Origin of the sequence: Spelaeicoccus albus (assembly GCF_013409065.1) — a bacterium.
Taxonomy (GTDB): Bacteria; Actinomycetota; Actinomycetes; order Actinomycetales; family Brevibacteriaceae; genus Spelaeicoccus; species Spelaeicoccus albus.
Map to the genome: position 1 here is coordinate 1,294,713 of NZ_JACBZP010000001.1, position 26,300 is coordinate 1,321,012.

General features: G+C 64.2%; 24 protein-coding genes. 17 read left to right on the forward strand and 7 right to left on the reverse strand.

Annotated features, from left to right (window positions below):
* Nucleotides 1–3: 3 nt before the first annotated feature.
* On the reverse strand, nucleotides 4–765 hold the full coding sequence (locus tag BJY26_RS06025; RefSeq protein WP_179426561.1) for a LysR family transcriptional regulator: 762 nt from the start codon (nucleotides 763–765) through the stop codon (nucleotides 4–6).
* Nucleotides 766–856: 91 nt separating this feature from the next.
* Between BJY26_RS06025 and BJY26_RS06030 the strand changes: the two genes are divergently transcribed.
* Together BJY26_RS06030 and BJY26_RS06035 are read left to right on the forward strand one after the other, a co-directional pair.
* Nucleotides 857–1,879 (forward strand): MBL fold metallo-hydrolase, encoded by a 1,023-nt coding sequence (locus tag BJY26_RS06030; protein ID WP_179426563.1) that lies wholly within the window; start codon nucleotides 857–859, stop codon nucleotides 1,877–1,879.
* A 32-nt stretch (nucleotides 1,880–1,911) separates the two neighbouring features.
* On the forward strand, nucleotides 1,912–3,315 hold the full coding sequence (locus tag BJY26_RS06035; RefSeq protein ID WP_179426564.1) for an MFS transporter: 1,404 nt from the start codon (nucleotides 1,912–1,914) through the stop codon (nucleotides 3,313–3,315).
* Nucleotides 3,316–3,329: 14 nt separating this feature from the next.
* On the opposite strand, the gene BJY26_RS06040 is transcribed toward BJY26_RS06035, so the two are convergent.
* On the reverse strand, nucleotides 3,330–3,845 hold the full coding sequence (locus tag BJY26_RS06040; RefSeq protein ID WP_237248922.1) for a MarR family winged helix-turn-helix transcriptional regulator: 516 nt from the start codon (nucleotides 3,843–3,845) through the stop codon (nucleotides 3,330–3,332).
* Nucleotides 3,846–3,991: 146 nt separating this feature from the next.
* On the opposite strand from BJY26_RS06040, the gene BJY26_RS06045 reads away from it, so the two are divergent.
* From BJY26_RS06045 to BJY26_RS06070, 6 genes are read left to right on the forward strand one after another with little or no spacing between them, the layout of a single operon-like run.
* Nucleotides 3,992–4,948 (forward strand): SDR family NAD(P)-dependent oxidoreductase, encoded by a 957-nt coding sequence (locus tag BJY26_RS06045; RefSeq protein WP_179426565.1) that lies wholly within the window; start codon nucleotides 3,992–3,994, stop codon nucleotides 4,946–4,948.
* A 1-nt stretch (nucleotide 4,949) separates the two neighbouring features.
* Complete coding sequence (locus tag BJY26_RS06050) at nucleotides 4,950–5,858, forward strand: amidohydrolase family protein (RefSeq protein WP_179426566.1); 909 nt, start codon at nucleotides 4,950–4,952, stop codon at nucleotides 5,856–5,858.
* 16 nt (nucleotides 5,859–5,874) lie between these two features.
* Nucleotides 5,875–7,077 carry an acyl-CoA dehydrogenase family protein gene (locus BJY26_RS06055; RefSeq protein WP_179426567.1) on the forward strand — a complete coding sequence of 401 codons (1,203 nt, stop codon included), beginning with the start codon at nucleotides 5,875–5,877 and terminating at the stop codon, nucleotides 7,075–7,077.
* Nucleotides 7,078–7,114: 37 nt separating this feature from the next.
* Nucleotides 7,115–7,570, forward strand: coding sequence for a MaoC family dehydratase (locus BJY26_RS06060; RefSeq protein ID WP_179426568.1), 456 nt, complete (start codon nucleotides 7,115–7,117; stop codon nucleotides 7,568–7,570).
* A 57-nt stretch (nucleotides 7,571–7,627) separates the two neighbouring features.
* Complete coding sequence (locus BJY26_RS06065) at nucleotides 7,628–8,980, forward strand: MFS transporter (protein ID WP_179426569.1); 1,353 nt, start codon at nucleotides 7,628–7,630, stop codon at nucleotides 8,978–8,980.
* A gap of 16 nt (nucleotides 8,981–8,996) precedes the next feature.
* A complete protein-coding gene (locus tag BJY26_RS06070) occupies nucleotides 8,997–10,586 on the forward strand; it encodes an acyl-CoA synthetase (RefSeq protein ID WP_179426570.1) in 1,590 nt (529 codons plus the stop codon).
* Between the two features lie 20 nt (nucleotides 10,587–10,606).
* On the opposite strand, the gene BJY26_RS06075 is transcribed toward BJY26_RS06070, so the two are convergent.
* Both BJY26_RS06075 and BJY26_RS06080 read right to left on the reverse strand, forming a co-directional pair.
* Nucleotides 10,607–10,933, reverse strand: a complete 327-nt coding sequence (locus BJY26_RS06075; protein WP_179426572.1) for a DUF1905 domain-containing protein — start codon at nucleotides 10,931–10,933, stop codon at nucleotides 10,607–10,609.
* Nucleotides 10,934–11,416: 483 nt separating this feature from the next.
* The gene (locus tag BJY26_RS06080; protein WP_179426574.1) at nucleotides 11,417–12,607 is read right to left on the reverse strand and encodes an FAD-dependent monooxygenase; all 1,191 of its coding nucleotides are present in this window, start codon (nucleotides 12,605–12,607) and stop codon (nucleotides 11,417–11,419) included.
* An 85-nt stretch (nucleotides 12,608–12,692) separates the two neighbouring features.
* Between BJY26_RS06080 and BJY26_RS06085 the strand changes: the two genes are divergently transcribed.
* Nucleotides 12,693–13,256 carry a TetR/AcrR family transcriptional regulator gene (locus tag BJY26_RS06085; RefSeq protein WP_179426576.1) on the forward strand — a complete coding sequence of 188 codons (564 nt, stop codon included), beginning with the start codon at nucleotides 12,693–12,695 and terminating at the stop codon, nucleotides 13,254–13,256.
* A 58-nt stretch (nucleotides 13,257–13,314) separates the two neighbouring features.
* Here the strand turns inward: BJY26_RS06085 and BJY26_RS06090 are convergent, their stop codons facing one another.
* Nucleotides 13,315–13,962, reverse strand: coding sequence for an NADPH-dependent F420 reductase (locus tag BJY26_RS06090; protein ID WP_179426578.1), 648 nt, complete (start codon nucleotides 13,960–13,962; stop codon nucleotides 13,315–13,317).
* Between the two features lie 126 nt (nucleotides 13,963–14,088).
* Here BJY26_RS06090 and BJY26_RS06095 point away from each other — a divergent pair, with 126 nt between their 5' ends.
* Complete coding sequence (locus BJY26_RS06095; protein WP_179426580.1) at nucleotides 14,089–14,589, forward strand: MarR family winged helix-turn-helix transcriptional regulator; 501 nt, start codon at nucleotides 14,089–14,091, stop codon at nucleotides 14,587–14,589.
* A gap of 83 nt (nucleotides 14,590–14,672) precedes the next feature.
* On the opposite strand, the gene BJY26_RS06100 is transcribed toward BJY26_RS06095, so the two are convergent.
* Together BJY26_RS06100 and BJY26_RS06105 are read right to left on the reverse strand one after the other, a co-directional pair.
* The gene (locus BJY26_RS06100) at nucleotides 14,673–15,155 is read right to left on the reverse strand and encodes a DUF4262 domain-containing protein (protein WP_218852278.1); all 483 of its coding nucleotides are present in this window, start codon (nucleotides 15,153–15,155) and stop codon (nucleotides 14,673–14,675) included.
* 202 nt (nucleotides 15,156–15,357) lie between these two features.
* Nucleotides 15,358–16,263 (reverse strand): Lrp/AsnC family transcriptional regulator, encoded by a 906-nt coding sequence (locus tag BJY26_RS06105; protein WP_179426582.1) that lies wholly within the window; start codon nucleotides 16,261–16,263, stop codon nucleotides 15,358–15,360.
* 262 nt (nucleotides 16,264–16,525) lie between these two features.
* Between BJY26_RS06105 and BJY26_RS06110 the strand changes: the two genes are divergently transcribed.
* The 7 genes from BJY26_RS06110 to BJY26_RS06140 all read left to right on the forward strand — a co-directional run bounded on the left by BJY26_RS06110 (nucleotide 16,526) and on the right by BJY26_RS06140 (nucleotide 26,208).
* Entirely contained in the window at nucleotides 16,526–17,881 is a 1,356-nt protein-coding gene (locus tag BJY26_RS06110; RefSeq protein ID WP_179426584.1) for an MFS transporter, read from the forward strand.
* Nucleotides 17,882–19,552, forward strand: coding sequence for an amidohydrolase (locus BJY26_RS06115; RefSeq protein ID WP_179426586.1), 1,671 nt, complete (start codon nucleotides 17,882–17,884; stop codon nucleotides 19,550–19,552).
* Nucleotides 19,553–19,616: 64 nt separating this feature from the next.
* A complete protein-coding gene (locus BJY26_RS06120; RefSeq protein WP_179426588.1) occupies nucleotides 19,617–21,221 on the forward strand; it encodes a thiamine pyrophosphate-binding protein in 1,605 nt (534 codons plus the stop codon).
* An 8-nt stretch (nucleotides 21,222–21,229) separates the two neighbouring features.
* Nucleotides 21,230–22,195, forward strand: a complete 966-nt coding sequence (speB, locus tag BJY26_RS06125) for an agmatinase (protein ID WP_179426590.1) — start codon at nucleotides 21,230–21,232, stop codon at nucleotides 22,193–22,195.
* Nucleotides 22,196–22,205: 10 nt separating this feature from the next.
* Nucleotides 22,206–23,222: a C-terminal binding protein gene (locus tag BJY26_RS06130; protein ID WP_179426592.1), complete on the forward strand. Its 1,017-nt coding sequence runs from the start codon at nucleotides 22,206–22,208 to the stop codon at nucleotides 23,220–23,222.
* Entirely contained in the window at nucleotides 23,219–24,790 is a 1,572-nt protein-coding gene (locus tag BJY26_RS06135) for a zinc-binding metallopeptidase family protein (RefSeq protein WP_179426594.1), read from the forward strand. The genes BJY26_RS06130 and BJY26_RS06135 overlap by 4 nt, the downstream gene beginning before the upstream one ends.
* Nucleotides 24,791–25,431: 641 nt before the next feature.
* A complete protein-coding gene (locus tag BJY26_RS06140) occupies nucleotides 25,432–26,208 on the forward strand; it encodes a phosphotransferase family protein (RefSeq protein ID WP_237248942.1) in 777 nt (258 codons plus the stop codon).
* The last annotated feature ends 92 nt before the right edge of the window (nucleotides 26,209–26,300 follow it).

Sequence of the window (26,300 nt, forward strand, 5' to 3'; positions counted from 1 at the left end):
GGTTCACGGGGCGTAGTGGTCTCGGCAGATCCGGATGGCTTCGTCGACGCGGCGCGGCGGGCGGACGCCGGGCGGAAGCGCCGCCATGATCGTGTTCACCGGCAACTCGTCGGAGACCGGCACATAAACCACCGAATTGCCATCAAACGCGACGCCGGTCTTGGGCCGGGAATTGACCACGGAATAACCTAAGCCGCGCGCTACCAACGACCGAATGGTTTCCATGTTGGTGCTCGGCCAGCGGAGCTTGGGATCGACGCCGGCGTGCCGGATCATTGCCGTCACGCGCTCGATGGTGGGCGGCACATCAAGCAGAATTGCATGTTCGTCAGCCAGCTCGCGAAAGGATACCGACTCGCGGGCGGCGAACCGGTGATCGGCCGCCAGCATCAAGTGCAGTCGCACCGGAGCGATAGTTTGACGGTCGATCCCGTCTATTCGCTGCAGCGAATACAGGAACGTGATATCGAGCCGCAGTTCGCCGCGCATTTCGGCCCAATTCCCGCTGACCGCCGCATCGATTTCGCCGGTCAACGACAGAATGCGCCGGGCTCGGTCCGCCAGCTCCCGCCCCGCCGAAGTCGGGGCGATTCCTTTGGACCGCTTGCGAATCAAGAGTTCGACGCCGAGCACGTGCTCCAATTGCCCCATCGCCATCGAAGCCGCTGCCTGCGAGATATTGGCCTCGCGTGCGGCGGCAGTGACCGATCCGGTGTCGACAACCGTCACGAAGTACTCGAGCTGTCGCAGTGTAATGTCCGACATCAATTCTCCTGATGGTCGCGGTCAGCAACATTGTCTATGCAAAGTATGTGCCCGCGGTCACAATTGAGCTAATCAATCGTTGGGAGAAACAATGACCTTAAGCAAGCAGCTCCGGCCCAGAGTCGTTGCCCTGGGTACGGCGGGCGGACCGAAGTGGTGGAAGTCGCGGGCCGGAGTACGCCGGGCGGGAATTGCCACCGCCGTCGTGGTCGGCGAAAAGTTCTACCTTGTGGACTGCGGACGCGGGGTTGGCGGGCAGCTCAGCCATGCCGGCCTCGACCTGGCGAACATGCGCGGAATCTTCCTCACACATCTGCATTCGGATCACACGGTGGATTTGGCCGGCCTCGCCATCTTCGGCCTCTACGAAATGCTTGAGCGTACGGACGACCCGGTCCCTATCATCGGCCCGGGCAACCGCGGAATGCTGCCAATCGCTTCCCCGCGCGCCGCCATACCGCCGACGCCGCTCGCACCGAACTCGCCGACGCCCGGTACACGCGAAATGTTCGAGTTGTTGATGGCGGCTCATGCCACGGACCTCAACGACCGCATCATCGACAGCCTGCGGCCATCGCCGCTCGAGCTGTTCAACGCTTCCGATATCGAGATCCCCGGCGGCATCGGCTACCACCCCAACGACTGCCCGACTCCCACGATGGAGCCGTTCGACATCTACGAGGACGACCTCGTCACGGTCTCGGCCATTCTCGTCGAACACCCGCCCATTGCGCCGGCGTTCGGCTTCCGTTTCGAAACCGAGGGCGGATCCGTCACCTTTTCCGGTGACACGACGTATACGCCGAACATGGCGACGCTGGCCCGCGGCACCGATCTGCTGTTCCACGAGGCGATCGACTTCGACTGGGTCGAAGCCGTCTACGCGAACAAGGCCGACGCGGCCTCCCGCGCATCGCGGGATCACCATTACAAATCGCACACCAGCGTCCGGGACGCCGCGAAGCTCGCCTCGGAGGCGGGAGCCGGCCAATTGGCACTGCACCATCTGGTGCCCGGCAGCGCCCCCGATGCCACGTGGCAGCAGGACGCCGATCTCTTTGCTGGCCCCTTCCATGTTCCGAACGACCTCGACAGCATTCGACTTCGTCCGTAACCTCCGGCCGTTCACCGTCAAGGAGACCAACCATGCGCAACAGACCGAAATTCCAGGACAGTCCGGACGTCGCCGGGGCCACGGAGACAGCCAGTGAGACGGCCGCCGAGACGGCCACCGACGCGGCTTCGCCGAGCAACGCTGACGTCAATGACTCCGCAAGGCTGAACACCAAGGACATGCGGCGAATCCTGGCCTCGAGCTTCATCGGCAGCGCCGTCGAATATTACGACTTCATCCTCTATTCCGTCGCCGCCGCACTGGTTTTCAACCAAACGTTCTTCTCCGGACTGGGCCCGGGGTTCGCGCTTTTCGCCTCGTTCGCGACGCTGGCGATCGGATACGTGGTTCGACCCGTCGGCGGCATCGTCTTCGGGCATTTCGGCGACCGGATTGGTCGCAAGAAGATGCTGGTCCTCTCCATGCTGTTGATGGGCGGGGCGACGACGGCGATCGGGTTGCTGCCGACGACTGCGCAAGCGGGGCTGATCGGCCCGATTGCGCTCATCGTGTTGCGCCTCATCCAAGGCTTCGCCGTCGGCGGTGAGTGGGGCGGTGCCGCCCTGATGGCGCTGGAGCACGCCCCGGCAAAGCGTCGCGGATTCGCAGCCTCCTTCGCCAATGCCGGCGGCCCGGCCGGCGCCATCCTGGCCACCCTCGTCGTCTCGGCGTTCACGATGGCCGCAGGCGATAAGTTCCTGGTGTGGGGGTGGCGGGTGCCATTCCTTATCAGCGCGGTGCTGATCATCGTCGGGCTCATCATCCGGCTAAAAATCGCTGAATCGCCGCTCTTTCAAAGACTGGTCGAGAAGGGAGAGAAGCGCAAGATGCCGATTTTGGACGTCGTCCGGAATCACCCTCGCGCCGTGCTCATCGCCCTGATGGCGACCATCAGCTTCTATTGCTGCCAAGGCATTCTCACGGTCTGGGGCGTCGCCCACGCCGTGTCGCAGGGTGTGGATCAGTCCGGCGTGCTCGACTTCAAGGCCCTCGGTGCCGCGGTCACGCTGGTCGTAACCTTCATCGCCGCGCGGCTCAGCGACAAGGTCGGACGTCGTCCGGTGCTAATGTCCGCGGGTGTCGCCGGGATCGTGCTCGCCTTCCCGACGATCTGGCTGCTCGACAACGGCACCCTGTGGGGCTTTGCAATCGCGGACATCGTCGGCAACGGTGTCGTGCAGGGCTTCCTCTACGGGCCGATCGGGGCATATATCGCCGAACAGTTCCCCACTCGCCTGCGTTACAGTGGCGCGTCCTTGTCGTATCAGGGGGCGTCGATGATCGGTGCCGGGTTCACGCCGATGATCGCCAGTGGCCTCGTGATTGTCGGTGGAGGATCACCGTGGCTGGTGGCGGTATTCTGGATGGCGGTCTTGCTTGCCGGACTGCTTGCCGTGCGGGCCACTCCCGAAGGAGTCAAGGTCAACCTCGGCTAGTTCGGGCCGCACGGTTATTCCTCCGACACGAACGCGACGCGGCGGAGCAGGGCCTTCAAATGCAGCCTCTCTTCGTGTGTGAGAGGCGCCATCGACTGATCCTCGGCTTCGCGCACCGCGGCGCGGGCGTGATCGTAGAGCTCCCTGCCGGACGTCGTCGCGGCGACGACCTTCGAGCGGCGGTCGCGGGCGTCGGGTTCGCGCCGCACGGCGTCCCGCTTCTCCAAGCGGTCCACCAAGGACACGATCTGGCTGGGATCCAAATGCAGGAACTCGGCCAGTTCACGCTGAGACGGCCCTTCGTCGCTGCACGCCAAGGCCAACACGCAATACGAGCTCACGCGCAGGTCCAGCGGGGCCAACATTGCGTTTGCCCGTGCCGTGCCGACCGAGCGCGCCCGTGCGGTGAGGAATTCGATCTCCGACGCCAGGTCCGTGGCCAGGAGGCGAAACGTGCCGTCGGCGGCAGCGATCTGCTCGGCCCGATCGGATTCCTGGTTGAGCGGGGGCGATGACTGGGATGTATGCACGGATCCTCGTTCGTTCAATTAGATGAAGAAGACAACCATTGATTTATTCAAGAATATAAGTTGTCATTGGTTTCAAGTCCAGTTTTCATCACCACGAGCCGCACGGCAAATGGTCTCGATGCAGTACCCGACGCAGTAGGAGAGAAATGTCTGAAGGAACCAGCGCCGTAACACCCCTGGCCGGAAAGGTCGCCATCGTCACCGGCAGCGGCCAGGGTCTCGGCCTTGCCTACGCCAAGGAACTGGCCTCCCAGGGCGCCGCAGTCGTCGTCAACGACGTCAACGAGCAGGTCGCCGGCGACGCAGTCGCGGCCATCACGGGCGCCGGCGGCAGGGCCACCGCGGTCGTTGCCCCGGTCGGCAGCACGGAGACGGCCACGGCCCTGGTCGATGCGGCGGTGAATACGTTCGGCAGGCTCGACATCTTGGTGACCAACGCCGGAGTCCTGCGCGACAAGTCGTTGCTGAAGATGAGCGACGACGATTTCGACGTAGTTCTCAACGTGCACGTGCGCGGAACGTTCACGTGCGTGCGGGCGGCATACGGGTACTTCAAGGAAAACAAGATCGCCGGCCGGATCATCGCGATAGGCTCGCCGACGGGCCAGCGCGGCAACTTCGGACAAACCAACTACGCGGCGGCCAAGGCCGGCATCGTCGGCATGGTCCGCACCTGGGCCATCGAAATGAAGAAGGCCGGAGTGACCGCCAACGCAGTCATCCCTGTCGCGGCAACCGCCATGACGAAGACCGTCCCGTTCTTCGCGAAAGCCGTGGAAGCCGACGAACGCGGTGAGGCGATGCCGGACTTCTTCCGCAAGGAACTCGGGTTCGGGCCGGCAGCGGACGTCGCGCCGCTGATCGCGTTTCTTGCCTCGGACGCCGCAGCAGGCGTGACCGGGCAGGCGGTCGGCATCGGCGGTGACCGCCTGCAGCTCTGGTCGCACCCCGAGCCGGTCGCTACCGGATATCACGACGGCGGCTGGGACTTTGCGGCATTGGCCCGCGGCTTCGACGGCATGTTCGGCGGCAAGCTGCAGAGCGTCGGCGAAGAAATGCCCGAGCTCCCCGCCGATCTGGCCCCCGACGCCGAAGGACGCTGACATGACCGCCACACGCCGCGAACCCGTCAGGTACGAACCGAACCTCGACGTCGGCGCGCTCCAAGCGATCGACATGCACGTGCACGTGGAAGTCGACAGCCACGGCCACGCATCACTGCCGCAGGCGCTGACCGACGCGTCCAGTAAATACTTCAAGGCCGAGGATCGATCGCCGTCACTGGACACGATCGCGGAGACCTATCGCGGCTTGAACATGGCAGCAGTCGTCTTCACCGTCGACGCGCGCACCAACCTCGGGCAAGCGCCCAATAGCATCGAAGAGATCGCCGAAGGAGCCGCCCGGAACAACGACGTGCTCATCCCGTTCGGCTCGGTGGATCCGCTCACCGGTGCCGACGCCATCGAGCGGGCCCGCCGGCTCGCCGGCGACTACGGCGTGCACGGCTTCAAATTTCACCCGAGCGTGCAAGGGTTCGACCCCTCCGACGAGCGGTTCTACCCCTTATGGGAGGCGCTTGAGCAGATTGGGCTGCCGCTGGTGTTCCACACCGGGCAAAACGGCATCGGCGCCGGACTTCCCGGCGGTTTCGGCATCAAGCTGCGGTATTCGAATCCGCTGTTGCTCGATGCGGTCGCCGCGGACTTCCCGGACTTGCCGATCATCATGGCCCACCCGTCCGTCCCGTGGCAGGACGAGGCCATCTCGATCGCTACGCACAAGTCCAATACCTGGATCGACCTGTCCGGATGGTCACCGAAGTACTTCCCCGAGGCTCTGGTGCGCGCAGCGAGTAAACGGCTGGCGGACAAGGTGCTCTTTGGTACCGATTTTCCGTTGATCACGCCCGCGAAATGGCTTGGTGCCTTCGAGAATCTGTCGATTCCGGACGACGTCCGGCCCAAAATTCTCAAACACAACGCCGCGGCGCTGCTCGGCTTGGGAACCTGAGATGACGGAGCCTGAGATGACGGAATCTCGCGCGATGCCGAAGGCCGAGCGTCTCTACGAATCGTGCGACTATTATGACGCCGAATCGCTGCTGACGGACGCTGAGCGTCACGTGCTCGGCAGGCTCCGGGCCTTTCTGGACGAACGCGCGCGGCCAGTGCTCGCCGAGTACTGGGAACGCGGAGAATTCCCTCCGGACCTGGGCCCTGCGCTCATCGACTTGGACCTGATGGAACCGGCGGAGCTGACCGTCGACGGGCCGGCCCGCGGCATTTACCACGCGTTCCGTACCTTTGAACTCGCCCGCACCGACGCCTCGTTGGCGACGTACTACACTGCGCAGGCAGGCCTGTTCCGCACGGCGGTGAGCGTCGGCGCTTCGGATGAGCAAAAGGCCGAGTGGATGCCGCGGATAATCGACTTCAGCCTGCGCGGAGTGTTTTGCCTGACCGAGCCGGAGCACGGGTCCGATATCGCTGGGGGACTGGCGACCACGGCGCGACGCGACGGCGACGAATGGGTGCTTGACGGCACCAAACGGTGGATCGGCGGAGCGTCGGAGGCCGACGTGCTGGCAGTCTTCGCCCGCGACGTCGACGACGGCAACGTGAAGAGCTTCCTCGTCGACAGGCACGCCCCGGGCGTCACGCTGGAGAAGATTGGCGGCAAGACCGCGCTGCGGATGATGCAGAACTTCGATATCGGGTTGGACGGCGTCCGGGTATCGGAGGCGGAGCGGTTGCACGCCGTCGAATCCTTCCGCGCCGTCGCCGCGATGCTGCGGGCAATGCGCTCGGACGTCGCGTGGATCGCCACCGGAATCCAAGCCGGCGCCTTCGAGGCCGCGCGCCGCTACGTTGCCGGCCGGCAGCAATTCGGCAAGCCGCTGGCATCCTTCCAACTGGTCCAGGAGAAGCTGGCCAGGATGCTCGGCAACGTCACGTCGTCCCTGTCGATGGTGGTGCGGCTGACCGAGCAGCAAGCCGCAGGCGTCTACCGCGACCAGGACTCCTCGCTGGCGAAGATGCAGTGCTGCCGCGCGATGCGTGAAACAGTCGCGCTCGCCCGCGAAGTGGCGGGCGGCAACGGCATCACCCTCGCCGCGGACGTCGGCAGGTTCCACGCCGACGCCGAAGCCGTCTATTCCTATGAAGGCACTCACGAAATCAACAGCCTGATCGTCGGGCGCAGCATCACCGGCACCGGCGCGTTCGTCTGAGCGCAGCCAAAGAGCAATACCCACACGAAGGAGCATCATGAGCACCACAACCGTCAGTTTCGACGACCTTCCCGGACTGGCCGGCAAGGATCTCGGCTACACGGACTACCTGGAAATCACGCAGGAACAGGTCAACACGTTCGCCGACGCGACAAATGATCACCAGTGGATTCACGTCGACCCCGAACGGGCAAAGGACGGGCCGTTCGGCGCCACGATCGCCCACGGATTCTTGACGCTGTCGCTCATCATCCCGTTGTGGGGCGAACTCTTCGACGTCGAGGGCGTCACCACCAAGGTCAACTACGGGCTCGACAGGGTTCGCTTCACCAGCCCCGTCCCCGTCGGCGCGAAGATCCGCATGCACTCGAGCATCGACGAAGTCGCCGAGGTCAAGGGCGGCGTGCAGATCAAAACGGGCAACACGATCGAAATCGAAGGCCAGCAGCGTCCGGCGGTCGTCGCCGAGTTCCTGGCACGTTTTTACAAATAGTGCGTTTCTACCAGTAGCCGCTTGAATCAATAGCACTGTCCCAGACAGGAGACCGGCATGACAGCCCCATCGCAAAGGCGCGATCAAACCACCGAAGCCCAAACCACCGAAGCCCAGACCGGTCGGGTCCGCACAAGGGAAGTGCGCACGGTGCTCGCGTCGAGTTATCTCGGCAGCACCATCGAGTACTACGACTTCCTGCTGTACGCGACGGCGTCGGCTGTCGCGTTCCCGCAGGTGTTCTTTGCCGGAATGGACCACTGGGTCGGCGTCGTCGCTTCCTACGGCACCTTCGCAGCCGGGTACCTCGCTCGGCCGCTCGGCGGGATCATCTTCGGTCACTTCGGCGACCGGGTCGGCCGCAAGAAGATGCTGATCATCTCCATGATGGTGATGGGCATCGCCTCGACGTTGATCGGTGCCGTGCCAGGCGGCACCACCATCGGCGCCTGGGGCGCGGTCATCCTCATCCTGTTGCGGGTGTGTCAGGGCATCGCCGTGGGCGGCGAGTGGGGCGGCGCAGCCCTGATGGCGCTGGAACACTCCGATCCGCGCAAACGGGGCTTCTCGGCGTCCTTCGTCAACGCCGGAGCACCCACCGGAGCCGTGCTCGGCACGCTCATGATGGGCGTATTTTCCGCGCTGCCACCTGATCAGTTCCTGGCCTGGGGCTGGCGCGTGCCGTTTCTGCTGTCGTTCGCACTGTTGATAGTGGGAATGTTCATCCGGCTCCGCGTGCACGAGAGCCCCATCTTCGCCGAAGCCTTAGCCAAGGAAGCGAAAGAAAACGGGACGCCGAAGCTTCCGCTGCTGCGGGTGCTCCGTCGGCCGAAGGCGCTGATCTTCACCATGTTGGCCGGCGCCGCGGGATTCGGGCTGCAAGTCGTGCTTGCCACGTTCGCCGTGACCTACGCCGTGTCGAAGGGTGCCGACCAACAACAAGTGCTTTACGGGTTCGCCGGCGCATCGTTACTGTCGATCGGCTTCGTCCTCATCGGCGGCCGCCTCTCCGACAAGTTCGGACGACGTCCCGTCATGGTCGCCGGGTTGGGACTGTTCATCATCTATCTGCTGCCGATGTTCGCGATGTTTGCGTCCGGGAACCCTTGGCTGATTTTCGTCGCATTCACTGTCGGATTGCTGTTGCACTCGTGCCTCTACGGACCGCTGGCGGCTTTCGTGTCAGAGCAATTCGGAACGACGTCCCGCTACACCGGCGCCTCTCTCGGATACCAGTTGGCGACCCTGCTCGGGGCCGGGTTCACGCCGGGAATCGTGGCGGGGATCTACCAAAGCGCGGGCCACAGCATCGGGCCGGTGGCATGGTACTTGGCCGGGCTGGCGGCCGTATCCATCATCTTCATCGTTCTCACCCGTGAGTCCAGGCACAACGACCTGACGACGGTTTAAACAGAGAGGGTTGGTCATGAAGAATTTCGGAGTCGGATCGTGGCTTCGTCGGCGCCGGCCCAAGACCGGCGACAGCGCCGCGCTCGTCACCGACGAGGCAACACTCACGTATGCGCAGCTGTCCGACCGGGGCGATCGGCTGGCCGACGCCATGGCGACGCGCGGCATCGGCAAAGGCGACCGGGTGGCGTACCTCGGCGAGAACGACCCGGCATTCGTGGAGACGTTCTTCGCCTGCGGCGTCCTGGGCGCGATCTTCGTGCCGCTCAATACCCGGCTGGCGCCCCCGGAGATTCGCTTCCAATTGCAGGACGCCGACGTGCGACTGCTGGTGCATTCGCGCGCCCTGCGAGAGCTGGCGATTAGCAGCGCCAAGGAGACCGAGGTCGAACGGCGACTGGCGGTGGGAGACGACGAGCCGGCGTCCGGCGTCACGCGACGTCCGGAATCAGACGGCGAGGAAACGCGGCGATCCGAAGCCGAGCTGTCGGAAGAGGACTACGAGGAGACGCTCGCCGGCGGTGAACTGACGGCCCGAGACGTGGCGGTGGGTCTGGACGACGGGGCGATGATCCTGTACACGTCGGGGACCACGGGACGGCCCAAGGGCGCGCTGCTGACGCACGGGAACATCACGTGGAACTGCATGAACGTGATTGTCGACATGGACGTCAACCGTCACGATGTCGCTCTGATGATTTCGCCGCTGTTCCATGTGGCTTCGCTGGACATGGGGCTGTTGCCGATGCTGCTCAAGGGCGCGACGGTCGTGCTGGAATCGAAATTCGTGCCGGAGCGGGTCCTCGAGCACATCGAACGGTACAAGGTCACGTCACTCAACGGGGTGCCCACGACGTATCAGCTGTTATGCGAGCACCCCGACTGGGCCACGACTGACATTAGCTCGCTGAACAAGCTCACTTGCGGGGGATCGGCGGTGCCCATGTACGTGTTGGAGGCGTACGAGGCGCGCGGCTTGGGGTTCTCGAACGGTTACGGGATGACCGAGACCGCGCCGGGGGCCACCACGTTGCCGCCCTGGCGCTCGCGCGAAAAGGCCGGTTCGGCGGGGCTGCCGCAGTTCTTCACCGACATCCGGATCGCGGACCCGATGGGCGAGGTGCTGCCCGCAGGGGAAGTCGGGGAGATTCAGATCCAAGGCCCGAATGTGATTCGCGAATATTGGAACCGGCCGGACGCGTCGGCGGCGGCGATCGCGGACGGCGAGTGGTTCCGTTCCGGGGACATGGGGTACGTGGACGACGACGGGTTCCTGTTCGTGTCCGACCGGCTGAAGGACATGATCATTTCCGGCGGAGAGAATATCTACCCGGCCGAAGTAGAGATGGTCATCATCGAGCTGGAGGCCGTCGCCGATGTGGCGGTGATCGGGGTACCCGACGAAAAATGGGGCGAAGTGCCGCGGGCGGTGGTCACTGTCCGCGACGGCGCTTCGCTGACCGAGGAGGAACTGCGCGGTCACTTGGACGGCCGGCTCGCCCGGTACAAGATCCCGAAGTCTCTCGTCATCGTCGAGGAGCTGCCACGCACTGCCAGCGGCAAGATCAGGAAGTCGGATCTGCGCCGGGACTATTCCGGCGATTAGGGCCGGGGCGATTCCGGGCGCTATTCCGGGGGAGCATCGGTCTCGACATGGCGCCCGTGCCGCGGGGCGATTGTCATGGCGACCCCGACAACGTCTCCCTCGCCGATGTCTTCTCTTGTGCGTACTGCCTGCTTGACTGGCAGTACGTATCCGCCGTCTTTCGGTAGCAGCGAGGTCTCCCATTTCGCCCCGCCGATGCGCGCTTGCACCGGGATCGCGCCCCAGCCGTACGACGCCATGTCGGCGACTTCGCGCACATCATCGCAGGCTTCCTCAGACAATGCCACCCAATAAAACGGCGCAGGGCCGCGCCATTCGAACAGGTCGCCGCTGAATTCGGTGTCCATGGGGTGACATTAGCGCAAGAAGGCATCCGGCCACTTCACGTCTGATAAATAGGTAGAAAACTACTTAGAATATTGGCGATGGGCATCCAGGTGCATCCCGAATCGTCGAGACGGAATCCGCTCCCAAACTGGCTTCGACAGGGCCCGCACGACGAACTCCATTCGTCGGAAGATGAGATCGCCGACCTATGCTGCAGCACTTCATCGCGTAATTGCCGAACTAGAGATTCTCGACGCCGTCATTAGCGCCCGAAAGAACGGCATGACGTGGGGACGGAACGGCGAAATGCTCGGTATCAGCGGTGAGGCGGCCCGGCAGAAATACGGCAAACTCATAGCAGCATGAATGCCACGAAGCGTCGGTGCTAGGGTTGCTCGCCGATGGGGAAACGCGAGATCACCGGAGCGCGGATCGGCCGCGAAGAATTCTTGCGGGTAGGTTTTGTCTCGTCCGGCCACCACGACCGGCGGGAGAAGTAGACGTCAATCGACAGAGTGGCCGCTTCCGGCCGTGGCTTTGGCGACCACGCCGCGCATGATGCGAAGCTGAATGAGGCGCATCAACAGCGCATTGCCGATGATGGCGAGCCGGCTCTTCGGCGCGACCATGTCGACGCGCCCTGGGATCAGCTGCCCAGCCGACTCGGCACGCGGGCGCATGGCGGCCTCGAATTCCTTGAACGCCACCGAAATCGCGGCGGTGTCGTCCTTCGCGCCCGTGCGATCAAGCGCGGCGGCGAGTTGCTCGGCGCCGTGCAGTCCGAGCGCCGTGCCGAGCCCGCTGAGCGGGCTGGTGCACCAGGCGCTGTCACCGACGAGTACCACGCGACCGCTTGACCAGGTCGGCATATGTATTTGCTCGTAGGTGTCGAGCGCGAAGTCCGGTGCGGTACGGGCTGCAGCGAGGAATTCGGCAGCTCGCCAGCCCACGCCGTCGAACTCCCGATCGAGCAAGGCGAATTGCGCTTCGCGGTCGCCGCGAGGGATCGAATCGGCTTCGAACGTCAGGCCGATCTCTTGCTCGCCCGAATGACCGGGACGTGACGCGACCGCGCGACGCCCTGCGGCGTTGTGCACGAGCGCCCAGCCGCCCAGCGGCGGCGTAGCGGGCTGCTCGCGCAGCGTGAACCATGCGTGGGCCAGTCCGAGCGGTTTGCGGTACTGCTCTTCGTCACCGAAATGAAGGGCGCGAACCTTCGAGTGAGCGCCGTCCGCGCCCACCACGAGGTCGAAAGTCTCATCCTTGCCCGAGCGGAACCGCACCGTCACGCCGTCCGGACTCTCGGTAAGAGCCTCGACGGTATCACCGAATCGATGCTCGACGTGCTCGCCCGTGGCGTCATGGAGGATGCGGGCAAGATCGGTACGCAGCAGTTCCTCCCGTGAGACGAAACCCCGACCGCCGAGCGCTTCGACCGGCATCGAGGCCAGGCGCCGGCCGCGAGCAGTGATCCACGCCATGCCTCGCTGCGGCACGAGCGCGGCGAGGGCGTCGTCGAGTAACCCCATGCGCTCCAGAACCTCGCGGGAATCGCCCCTGAGGTCGACGGTCTGCCCGCCGCTTCGAAGCGCCGGAGCGATCTCGACGACAGTGACCCGCCACCCGCTTCGTTCGAGCAAGACGGCGAGAGTATCGCCGGCAATGCCGGCCCCGACGATGAGTGCGTGTGCCATGCAATCTCCTTTTGCAACTAAAACTGCATTAAGCGTAGATCTATTGGATTGCTAATGCAACTATTAATGCAATAAAGTTGATGGTATGCCCGAACACACTGGAGTCGAGCGTCCCGGCGGCCGCACGGCCCGGACCCGTCGCGCCGTGCATGATGCGGTCCGCGAGCTCGCCGGCGAATCCGCCGACGTGACTGTCGCCGACGTGTCGGCGCGTTCCGGCGTTCACGCGACGACGATTTATCGCCGGTGGCACACGATCGAATCGCTCCTGCTCGACGTCGCAGTGGAAGACCTCAATGTGCGAGCGCCGGTGCCCATCACCGGGGACCTCGAACGTGACCTGATGGCGTACGTGCGACAGCTTCTTGCGAGTGTCCGCGCGACTGGCGAATTGACCTTCTTGCAGGCATTGCAATCGGCGGCGCGGCAGGCCGACTCGGTTGCCGAGGTGTCCGCGGTCGTGGAACCCCGCGTCGTGCAGTTCCAGGGCATGCTCGATGCGGCGGGAGTCACGCGGATCGACGGCATGCGGCTGGTGGAGATTATCAATGCTCCGGCGTATTTCTGGGCCCAACTCGGAGCGCCGCTGGACCCGGACACCGACACGCAGCGGTTAGTCGAAACCGCGTTGCTGGCCTGTCGCGGCTAGCGGACCCGCTTCGGGGCCTTGGCCGCGGCAGGCCTGATCGGGGCTGAATCGGCCGAGCCTACGCAGCTGCCGAGTCCAGATTGGTGACGCCAAGTGCGAAGTTGTAGTGCCCGACGCCATTCTGCGCCAGACCCATCACCAATAAGCCGGCCTGCTCGAGGCGCCGCGCCGCCGACAACGGGCCGGTATCCAGGGCGTGCAGGGCAAGACTGTCGATGAATGCCGACACGCGCGCTTTGGCTGCGGCGTCGTCGCCGGCAAGAAATACATCCAGCCGTCGCTTGGATTTGGAATCGGCGGCCAGGACGTGTCCGAAGATGGTGTTGAATGCCTTGACGACGTGCGCATCCGCGGGGGCGGCGGCTGCCACTTGTTCGGCGGCAGAAGTGCCTTCGGGAGTCAACAGACTGGCAAGATCTGGTCCGAACGAGTTGCTGATCTCGATGATGGTCTTGCCAGCAAGTCGATCCCCGTATTGTTCGACGACGGGGACGGTGCTTTCGTAGAGAACGGCGAGAATGACTATGTCGCCGGCCGGTACTGCGCCGAATGCTCCCGCCGTGGTGCCGCCACCGAGTTCGCGGGCCAATTTTGCGGTTTTGGCCGCGTCTCGGCCAATGACCTCAACGGTATTGCCGCCGGTTATCGCGCGGGCACCCAGTGCTCGAGCCATGTTTCCTAGACCGATGATGCTGATGGTGCTCATGATGTGTGCCTGCTTTTCGGAGTTGAGATCGATACCGATATCACGGTCGCGAATCAACCAATTGGTTGACGACTCAACAATAAATCCTGATTGGTTGAGTTGTCAACCATGAGGTATTCTGGAGGCATGCCGAAAGAACCGAAATGGCTCGACTCCCGCGAAGACCGCGCCTGGCGTACGTTCAAGCATGCCGGCCACCGGCTCGACGTGCACCTGGGTCGGCGTCTATTTCAGGACTCGCAGCTCACGCAGGCCGATTACGAGGTCCTCGCGGTGCTGTCGGGAGACTCGACGGATCGCCTCCCCGCGCAAGAACTGTGCTCCCTGCTGACATGGGAGAAGAGCCGGCTTTCCCATCAGATTCGCGGTATGCAAAAGCAAGGGCTGGTTATTCGCGAGGCCAACCCCGCCGATGCCCGCAGCGTCGTGATTCGTCTGCTGCCCGCCGGACGCCACGCCATCGAGGAGGCAGCGCCGCAGCACGTACGCAACGTCCGACGGGACTTCGTCGACCTATTCACCCCGGCCGAACTCGACACGCTTACAACTCTCAACGAGCGGATCCTGGATCACCTCGCCGATGATTCCGTCGAGCGTGGCCCCGGCGTCGATGACGCCTCGGCTTAGCGCCGAAGTACAACGTTGCGGCCACCAGTCAGTGATCCCCGCGCATCTCGTCAAGCAGTTCGCCTACCTGAGCGTCGGTGTTGTCATGCCTGGGCTTCTCCCGGGCGCGGCTGCAACCAGTCGGGATACGGGTAGCCGGGGTCCCACGAGAATTTTCCGTCGACGTCCCAGGTGAGCTGGTAGGCGGGCACCGAAGCGTCGTCCGACCGGCGATAGTGACGATTAGCGGCGAAGAGGAAGTCGGCAGGATCGGGAAACGTCTCGACGAGGAATCGTGGTGCCTCATCGGCGGGCTTGACTATCTCGCCCGGGCTCAGATTCGTACCCCCGCGGATCCGTTCGAAGAACCAGTTGAGCGTGTGACAGGCGGACTCGTGGTCGAGGCCGAATATGATCAGCTCCGGATGCCCCATTCCGAACAGACCAACGGTATAAGCGAATGGTGGCCTCGTAGCTTCCCCGAGAACACTTTGCACGAAACAGCCGTGTTTTCTGATAGTCAACGAAACGTGCCGGTCTTCCTGATCGTGCCAAGCTGTCAGTTGTGCCATCTCTGCGTTATTCATGCCCGAACGATATATCGCAGCACCGACATCGCTTGCCGCCGAGACTCGCGTCAATCGCAGCGTCATCCTGGATTTCCGCGTCGACGATGTGGTCTTCCTCAGCGCACTTTGAATATCGGGTACCAGCGATTCGTCGGGGCGCGTTCGAGTGGGAACCCGAGTGAGATCTGCTCGCGGTAGCGCGCGCTCCTCCGGGGGCGTGTCAGCCCATGACTTGCCCGATCGCTCGGGCGTAATCCTCCTTGATGATGTTCAGATGGGCCCACGACTCAAGCGAACTGATCTCCGGCAGCGTCCGCAGTTTTTCAAGCATGTCCAGCGCGTTTGCCGAGGACGTACCGATAATCGTCGCCACGAAATCGTAGTCGCCGTGCGAGCGGGCCGCGAAGTCGATGGCGGGCGAGTCCATGATCAGTCTTGTGATTGGTTCGACATCGCCGCGAGCCGTGATTCCGATGCCGATTGCCACGCGGTTCCTCGACAATCCGCCGGACTTGAGCGCGGAAATGCGAATGACGCCCGCATCGATCAGCTTTCGTACCCGCGCCCGGACTGATGAGGCCGAAAGATGCACGGCATCCGATAGCGAGCGAAAGCTTGCCCGACCGTCGTCCTGCAGCATCGCGATGAGTTCGTGATCCAGTTCGTCCAAGACAACTTCGCCCCGGCGGCCTGCCACGAAGAAGCCTTTGAGCACTTTCACGTAGGTCGTCACCTGCAGTTTTTGTACCGTCGGCATGGCTCGCACGCGCGCCAGTAAATCGTGAAGCTCGTCGGCGTTCGCGTGCCGCGACTCGAAGACGAGCGGATGACTTCCGCTGACCATCGAGACGAAAACAGGGTCCGGAAGCTCGGCGAGTTTGCGGGCGATCGGATCGGCCGGCCCATCAACGCTCACCCGCACATGCGTGAGCAGGCGGTGCCCGGCGAACACCGGATCGACCGCGGCAACGATCCGCAGCCCCTCGTGACTGGTGAGATGGTGCAGCCGCTGCGAGACGAGATCCCGGGAGATGCCGAACTCGTCGGCCAGATCGCTGATACTCGCTCGGCCGTCCTCTTGCAGTGCTCGGATCAGGCCGGCGTCCAACGCGTCGTCGGTGTCCATGCTGCCACTTCCTGAAGATGATTCGTGAGCCTGAGGCGACCTTGTCTCAAAAATAGTCGATTCACGCGAATTTGCCCTGCACGGACTGCAAAACGATCGTGAAATCCGGTGACGACGTCGTCTGCCGGGCGAAGTTGTGGTCACACGAGACACATCGTCGGCGAACAATCGCCACGCAGTACCCTAACCTCTTCCGCATCATTCCGGGCTCCCGTAGTGTCGACGCAGCCGGAGCGGCAACATACGGGCAAAGGAGCTTTGCATGTCTACACAGGCCCACCAGCCATCGACGAATTCCCATCGACGGGCGTTGAAGGGCGGCCTAGCCGCAGTGGTCGGAACGACGATCGAGTGGTACGACTTCTACGTCTACGCCACCGCCGCGGCCATCGTGTTCCCGCACGTGTTCTTCCCGGAGATGACGCCCGCCTTGGGCACCCTGGCGTCCTTCGGCACGTACGCGGTGGCGTTTTTCATGCGCCCGCTCGGCGGCATCATCTTCGGGCATATCGGCGACAAACTCGGCCGCAAACCGGCCCTCACCGTGACGCTACTGGCCATGGGCGTCGCCACGGTCTTAGTCGGCTGCCTGCCCAGCTACGGCTCCATCGGCATCATAGGACCCATTCTGCTCATCGTGCTGCGTGCCGTGCAGGGCCTCGCGGTCGGCGGCGAGTGGGGCGGCGCCAGTCTGATGTCGGTCGAAAGCGCGCCGCCGAAGTTCAAAACCTTCTACGGCGGTTTCACGCAGCTCGGCAACCCGCTCGGCGCCCTCATCTCCTCGGGAGCATTCTGGATTCTCTCCTCCATGGGGGACGACGTGCTCATCGACTGGGGCTGGCGCGTGCCGTTCCTGTTCAGCATTGTGCTGATCGCCGTCGGCATCTGGGTTCGCTACCGGGTCGAGGAAACCCCCGTCTTCGAGGCCAAGATCGAAGGCCACAAACAATCGACGCCGATCCTGTTCGCCCTGAAGAACAACTGGTGGCCGATGCTGTGCGGGTTCGGGATCATCGCGATGTCGTCCGGCGGGTACGTCATCGCCACGACCTTCGTGCAAAACTATGCGACGAGCCCGCAAGTGGGACTCTCGGCCGCGATCATCTTGGGCGCGATGACCGTCGCATCGTTCATCGAAACCCTCGTCACGCTGCCTCTTGCCCTGCTCGGCGACAAGTGGGGCGGCAAGACGATCATTTACCTGGGCACCGTGCTGTCCTTCATCGTGGTGATCCCGCTGGTGCTGGTGATCCAAAACCACAACGTGGCGATGATCTACGTGCTCGTGTCCCTCATCCGACTCACGCTCAGCGGCGCGTGGGCTTCCTTGTCGACGGTCATGACGCAAATGTTCCGGCCGCAGGCGCGCTACACGTCGATGTCGCTGTCGTACGGCGTCGGCGCAGCCGTGTGGGGCGGGCTGTCGCCGGCGATCGCCTCCGGACTCATGGCCGCGACCGGCAACTTCTGGTCGGTGGTCGCGTTCTTCGGGCTGCTTGCGGCAGTCGCATTCTTCGGTGCGCTCTTCGCTCCGCAACACTCGGACGCCGAGCCGGTTACCGGATCCTTGACGCCACGTGCGGACCCCACCACCTTCGACACCCCAAGAGAGGCATAAGTGCGGCACCTTGCAACATACGATGATCGCGATTCGGCACCGACGATCATCACGGCCGGAACAATCCTGACGGTCGACGACAACAGCCCGACCGTCGAAGCCATGCTCATCGAGCGCGGAAAAATCGTGGCGATCGGCAGCCTTGACGAAGTCGAGACCGCGGCACGAAACTCCGGTCTGACCCCGATGCGAGAGGACTTTCCCGGCGCGACCGTCGTCCCCGGCTTCGTCGATGCGCACGCCCACCCGCTGATGTACGGGCAAATGCTCACCTGGGTCGACGTGGGCCCAGGGCGCGCCGGGTCCATCCCGGAGATCGTCGAACTCATGCGCGAGAAGGCGACAAAGTTGCCCGCCGGCGTGCCGGTACGCGGATACGGCTATGAACAGCGCAACCTCGCCGAACGCCGGCATCCGACCAAGGAGGAACTCGACGAGATCGCCACCGACCGTGAGGTGTACATCATGAACGCCTCCGGACACGGCGGGGTGGTGAACAGCTTCACCTTCGACAAGTACGGCGTCACCCGGGACACGGCAAATCCCGAAGGCGGCGAGTACTTCCGCGATGCGTCGGGTGAACTCACCGGCGAGCTTTCGGATGCCGCCTGCAACATGCTCACCGGACTACACGGCGTCAAGATCGGCCACCACGGACCGAACTTTCACCTCTCCGACGAGCCGGCTGAACACCAACGTCAGCTCGACCTGGTCCAGAAAGAATTCCTCGCCGGCGGCGTCACGGCCCTCGGCGACGCGCAAGTGTCGAAGCGTGAACTCGCCGCCTATCTGGAGATGGCCGACCGCGGGGCGCTCCAGGTGCGCGTATCGATGTACTTCCTTTCCCATTTGCTGGAACAGGTCATCGAGCTTGGCCTCACCGGGCCGTTCGGCAACGCCTTCCTTTCGATCGCGGGCATCAAGCTGTACGCCGACGGAACGCTCGGCGGCTGGACGGCGTACTTTCCCGAAGGGTACGTCGGAGACCCGTGTCGCACCGGGCAGCTTTACCATCAACCGGGCGAGTACACCGAACTCGTGCGCACAGCCCACGCCGCGGGGCTGCAGACCGCGACGCACGCACAGTCACCGACCGCGATCACCATGGTTGTCGACGCTATCGAGCAAGCACTGAAAGACCGGCCCGACGCCGATGCGCGCCACCGCATCGAGCATTGCGGCCTGCCCGACCCCGTGGACATCAAGCGAATGGCCGAACTCGGCATCCGCCCGGTCAATCAGACCCAGCATTATTACAACTGGGGCGAGGGCGTCGAACAGGCCATCGGCACACCCGGTGAACGGTTCAACCCGTTGGGGGAGTTCCGGGACGCCGGGGTACCGGCGACGCTTTCGTCGGACGCGCCGGTCGCCGAACCGCTGCCGCTCGAAGCTATCCAGGCCGCCGTCACACGGGTGACCCGCCGGGGCCACAAGCTGGGGCCGGATGACTTGTGCATCTCTGCGGAAGCCGCTTTGCGCGCCCACACGCTCGAAGGCGCCGTGTCGCTCGGACGCGACAACGAATTCGGGTCGCTCACCCCCGGTAAACGAGCCGACTTTGTCGTGCTCGGTGACAACCCATTGGAGGCGTCCCCGGAGTCAATTGCGGCAATACCGGTCGTGGAGACCTGGGTCGACGGGAGCGCGCGGTTCCAAGCGAACGCCTAATCCCAGCTCCTCACCCCGGCCGTCTTGACCCAAACGAGCACCACGCGAAGAGAGCGAATGACAGATGGAAACTACACCCAAGCGCACGACCGGATGGGCAGTCATCGAGACGCTGCGCAATTACGGTATTGACACCGTGTTCGGCATCCCGGGCACCCACAACCTCGAGCTGTACCGCCCGCTGACGCCCCTCGGGATCCGTCCGGTCACCACCCGCCACGAACAAGGCGCGGGATACGCTGCCGACGGGTGGTCATTGCAGACCGGCAAGCCGGGCGTCGTCCTGACCACGAGCGGGCCCGGTCTGCTGAACGCGCTATCGGCGGCCGGCACCGCGTATTGCGAATCCCGCCCGATGATCCTGCTCGCGCCGGGCCCGTCGCGGGGAAGCGAGTTCGCCGACGCCGGAACGCTGCATGAAACCAAAGACCAGTTCGGCGCCGCTTCGGCGATTGTCGAACGAGCGCATCGCGTGCAGTCGGCGCAGGAGGCGGTCGACGCCGTCCACGGAGCGTTCGAGTTGTTCCGGGCGGGGCGTCCGCGGCCCGTCTATATCGAGATCCCGCTCGACCTGCTCGAAGAGGAAACAGCGCTCGCCGGCGAGGTGCTTGCCGCCCGGTCGGCCGAGCCGACGCCCGGCCCGGATGCGAACGCGATCAGCGAAGCGGCCAAGCTGCTGGACGCCGCCGCCGACCCCGTCATCCTAGCCGGAGGCGGCTCACGGCATGCGAGCGCCGAGTTGCAGGCCGTCGCCGAACGGCTCGGCGCCCCCGTCGTGACGACGCTGAACGCGAAAGGGGTGCTCGATGAACACCATCCGCTGTCCCTGGGATCGAATTTGCGACTGGCCGCCGCGCGGAACCGCGCCCGAGATGCCGACGTGCTGCTCGTCGTCGGGTCCAAGCTCGGCGACGCCGAACTGTGGGTCGACCGGCTGGGCGCTCGCGGCCGGGTGATTCGCATCGACGTGCTTGAATCCCAGCTGGACAAAAATCAAACCGCTGACGTCGGGATCGTCGCCGATGCGCGGGTGGCGCTCGCCGCACTCGCCGACGCGCTCGGCAGCGGCGAGCCCGGCACCAATCATCGCGCGGAAGAAACGCGAGCGGCGGTGCGTTCCGAGGTGGCCGAGCTGTCGCATGACAATGCTCGGCTTGCCGACCACCTCGCCGCAGTGCTGCCGGAGAATGCCATCGTCGCGACGGACTCCTCGCAGATCGCCTATTGGGGGCTGCTCAACACATTGCGGGTCACTGCGCCGAACTCGACGCCGTACATGTCGACGTACGCCACACTCGGCTACGGCCTCCCTGCCGGGCTCGGCGCCCGCATAGCCGCTCCGAACCGACCCACCTTCGTCGTCACCGGCGACGGCGCGCTCATGTTCTCGATTCAGGAACTCATGACGATCGTCGAACAGCACCTCGACGTGACGGTGATCGTGATCGACAACGGCGGGTACGCCGAAATCAAGCAGAACGAAGCGGACGTCGGCATCGCGCCGGTCGCCGTCGACCTGGCGCAGCCGGACTGGGCCGCGGTCGCCACGGCATTCGGCGGCACCGGGCGCCGGGCCGTCTCCGGGCACGAGCTGGCCGACGCTATCGACGCGGCGGTCGCGGGCGGCGGCTTGCAACTTATCCACATCGATCAGTCGAACTTTAGGTAGGACACTCCATGAACCGCACACCAGTTGGACCGCTGGACGCGTCAAAGACTCCGAGGTTTGCCGGGCTTTCCACGTTCGCCAGGCTGCCCCGCATTGAGGACGTCGACGGAACCGACATCGCGGTAGTCGGCATTCCGTTCGATACCGGCGTCAGCTACCGGCCGGGCGCGCGGTTCGGCCCCGAACATGTGCGGGCGTCGAGCCGTTTACTGCGCCCCTACAACCCGGCGCAGGACTTCTCCGGGTGGGAAGCAGTGCAGGTCGCGGACGCCGGCGACATCGCCGCGAACCCGTACCACATCGACAAAGCGGTACGTCAGGTCGCCGACGCCGCAGCCGAACTGGGAAGCTCCGTGAGCCGGATCCTCACCCTCGGCGGCGACCATACGATCGCCTACCCGCTTCTCCAGGCGATCAACGCGAAATGCGGACCCGTCGCCGTCCTGCATTTTGACGCGCACCTTGACACTTGGGACACCTATTTCGAGGAGCCCGTCACGCACGGTACGCCGTTTCGCCGCGCGTCGGAGGAGGGACTCATCGACCGGACGGCGTCCATGCATGTCGGCACCCGCGGTCCGTTGTACGGCAAACAGGACCTCGAGGACGACGAGCGGCTCGGTTTCTCGCTCGTCACCAGCGAGTACGTCGAAGAACACGGGATCCCCTCGGCACTGGCGAGGATCCGGAAGCGGGTCGGCGACAAACCGCTGTACATTTCCGTCGACATTGACGTGCTCGACCCGGCCCACGCGCCCGGAACCGGAACCCCCGAAGCAGGAGGCTTGACGAGCCGCGAGCTGCTCAGACTCATCCGTGGGCTCACCGATCTCCGTATCGTCGGAGCCGACGTGGTCGAGGTGGCACCTGCGTACGACCACGCGCAGATGACGGGGATCGCTGCGAGCCACGTCGCCTATGAGCTCATGACGGCCATGGCGCAGGCAATCGTGCGCGAGCGCGAGGCCGAATAGGGGAGAGAACATGTCACATAGCACAGCAACGCGGCCAATTGCGGTCTACACCGACGTCGACGACACAGACCCCGCGCCCGGGATCGACCTTCTGGAAAAGCACGGCTTCGAAGTACGCGTACTCGGCACTCGTGATCCGCGGGAAATCATCGCCGGCGCTCGCGAGGCCGATGCGCTCCTGCCCGGATATGCGCCGATCACCCGGGAGATCATCGAGGCGCTGCCGCGGCTGAAGGTCGTGGCCCTGATGTCCATGGGTTTTGACTACGTCGACCTCGACGCCGCCGGCGAACACGGCGTGTGGGTGACGAACGTTCCCGGCGCCGCGACCGAAGAGGTCGCGGCACATGCGCTCGCGCTACTGCTGCACAGCGTGCGGCAATTGAGGTTTTACACGACTTCGGCCAATCCGACGGACTGGAACGGGCGTGCTCCGCAGGCGCCGCCGCGCTTGAGTGAAATCACGCTTGGCATCGTCGGCCTTGGCCGGATCGGGCGTGAACTTGCCAGAGTCGCCGGCCCGCTTTTCGGCCGGATACTCGGATATGATCCGCTTCTTCCGGAGACTCCGGACGTACGGGCGGACCTCGAGCGTGCCGGAGTGACGCGGACGAGCCTCGAGGAGGTGCGTAGCGGCGCGAACGTGTTGTCGCTGCACTTGCCGCTCACCGAGGAAACCGAGCACATGATCGACGACGCATTTGTCGCCGACATGCCGGCGGGCTCCGTGCTCGTGAATGTGTCGCGAGGCGCCCTCGTGGACTCCGCTGCGCTCGCCGCGGCGCTTGATTCCGGACACCTGGCCGGAGCGGCCCTCGATGTCCTCGATGAAGAACCGCCGCCGCCGGGCCACCCGCTTGTGGGGCGCGACGACGTGGTGCTGACGCCGCACATCGCCTATTTCTCAGAGCGCACCGAGGTTGAATATGTGCGGATCCAAGCGCAGAACGCCATCACGTTGATTGCGGACGGCGTGCCGGACACCCCGGTGAACCGGCCGATGGACTCCGATGAGGGAAGGGCATGATCGTGGCGTCATTAACGGATGAAGTGAAGCAGACTGCCCGGAAGTGGATCGATGACCACCTTGAGCAACTCGTGCAGTGGCACACGCACATCTGGGAACTTGCCGAACCGGCATGGCGTGAGTACAAATCGCAACGTTGGTACGTGGAGACGCTACGGGGCGAAGGGTTCGACGTCGAGGACGGTTCGGCGGGCATGCCGACTGCCTTCTGCGCGATTTGGAGCAATGGTGATGGCCCCACGCTGCTGACGTACGCCGAATATGACGCGGTGCCGGGCAATAATCAAGCGGCCTCCACGGCGGAAGAGCCCCGGCAGGGGCTCAGCCGATTCGCCCCGGGACACACCGATCCACATTCGGCTCTCGGCATTTCGACTCTCGCCGGGCTCCTGGCCACCAAGCACGCCATGGAACAACATGGCGTCACCGGCACGCTGAAATACACGGGTGAGCCTGCCGAGAAGATGCACGGGTCCAAAGTGGTGCACGGGCTACGCGGCTATTACGACGACGCCGATGCAATCGTGTCCTTCCACCCGTTCTACATGCTCCCGTTGTGCAATACCGCCCGCTGGGACACCCACTGCGGGGCGTATTTCAGCAAGGTGTACACGTTCACGTGCGACCGGCCGGAGACGTGGCAGATGTCGAGCACCGATCCCAACTCGCCGATTCCCGCATCACACTCGGCCGCCAGGGCCCCGGGCGCCAACGTGGCGCTGATGCAGATGTACACGGCGTCGCGCACGATGCTCGACTCGATGTTGCCGGCGACCGGCGGTTGGAGCTTTTCCGATGCGATTCTGACCGATGGCCAGGCCACGGCGGACAATCTGCCGCAGCGGGTCGCGCGCATCCAGTTTTCCTGGCGCACCCCCGATATCGAGATGGCGGAACATATTTGCGCGGTGCTCGATCGAAATGCCGAGGCGGCGGCGATGATGGCGCATTGCGAGAGCGACGACCGCTGGGTCGCGCGCAGCCGCCCCGGACGAGCCAACCACGTCCTCGCCGACGCGCTGTATGCGAATCTCGAACAAGTCGGCGCTCCCGTGTACGGGCCCGAAGCCGTCGATGTCGCCCGCGGGATCCAGGAATCGCTTGGCCACGAGTCGTCGGATCGACCGTTTTTACGGCAAACCGAGCAGCTGATTTCGCCGCAGCAAGCCGAGCGGAAACTGCGCGAGCATATGCCGGCTTGGCAGCGAAACTGGACGAGCGACGATTACGTCGAGATGTCGCACTACGCGCCCCTCGTGCGGTTCTACGTTGCGCGCCCGGCGCTCGAGCCCGTCGCCGGCGCCGGGCCGTATCCGGCATGGGTGATGAACGCTCTCGGTGGAATCCCCGCCACTATCGCCCCGACAATCGTGACAACCGGTAAGACGATCGCCGGCACGTTCCTCGACCTGTTCACGAGCCCCGAACTGCTCACCGCTGCCAAGCAGGAGTTCGATTCGCGTGTTGCGGCCGAGCCGATACCGGCCCTGCTGCCTGCGGATTTCGAAGCGCCGATCGATCTGCCCTGGCCCGATTATTCTCAGACCGGTGAGAGTCGGTATTGGTAGGGGCCGGCGTGATTCTTCGGGTGCCCGGTAGTGAGTGACCCGTGCTAGAGACGAACGACAACAGCGGCCACGCGGCTCGCTCCGTTACGATAAATCTCCAATGTCCCTCGACGGGCTCGTGGGCCGCCCTGCCGCGTAGTGGAGGCCGTGAGCCTTGGACAATTGAGCGGTGGGTACCGAAATCTTCGTCGGCGCGCCGACCGAGAAAGAAGCTCTATCCGGTGTTGGTCTCCCTGCAATCAGAGCTTGATTCAGTGTCGTCCCGACAATTGGTCTGACGATCGCTCGGATCGTGGTAGTGCTCGGCCATCGTCATTCTTCGGCGACGAACGTGCCCGCGCGCGACCTTGCCGCGCCGGATCTGGTTGACGTTGAGACAGCGGCGGTATTGCGCAAGCGCTGGCTGGCGCGGTTCATCTCGGTGGAACGTTTCGACGCAGCCGCTATGGACCTTCGGCGGTTGGATTTCGAACGCGTTCCCACTCTCTAGCTCGTGCGACGCGCCTTCGAGCTACTCGATAACTCTGCCCCCTATGCGTCCTGCACTGACGTGTAGGGGATGAAAGATCCAAGGTACTGTGGTTCTGGTGCTGAGCGAGTGCGAGACCGAATGGATACGCCGGGCCTTCGGCGTTTCCTCGGTGCGCGTCGTCCGACGACTGGGCGGCGGCCAACATGCCGAAACCTTTGAGGTTGCCGCCGGCTCCGAGCGCCTCGTCTTCCGTCGTTTTCCGGCAGGCGATGACGCGGTCCTGCGGGAGAGAACCGTGCTAAGCAAATTAGCGTCTCTCGGCGGCAGCTGTCCGCAACTTGTAGCCGCCGATACGTCTGCGTCATCGCCACGAATACTCACGTCGTACGTGCCCGGCGCCCCTCCGGATCCGGGCCTCGATCCGGCAGTGCTGGCTGCGGAGTTGGGCCGTACGCTTGCGCGAGTGCATGAGCAGGACGCCGGCGGATTACCGAGTGGCGTTCCGTTTCCCCCGATAGGTGCGGGCCCTTGCGCTCGCGAGATTAAGAGGCGATGGTCCGACCTCGACATGAGTGAACTTGTGTTTACGCACGGTGACTTCTGGTCGGGCAATACGGTGTGGGACGGCGTGCGATTGACCGGTGTTGTCGATTGGTCCGGCGCCCACCGCGCTCCGCGCGGGATTGATCTTGCATGGTGCCGTCAGGATCTGGCACTGCTGCACGGCCGCGGTGATGCGCCGGACGTCTTCCTGGCAGCATACGACGACGCCGCAGGCGTGAAGATCCGACGCATGCGTCTGTGGGATCTGCACGCCGGCGCCAGGGCCGAGGATCGAGTCGAAGAATGGGCACCGAACTACGAGGGAGTTGCGCGTCCCGATCTCACTGGTGAGCGGCTTCGTGCCCGGCTGGATGCGTGGAACGACCACCTGCTGCGCGGGTGAATCGGTCGTTCGGCGAATTCGCCCCGGCTCCCGGCAGACATCGAAAACGTCTTGCGGACATCCCTGGAACTGGCCCGGATATCATAAACTGG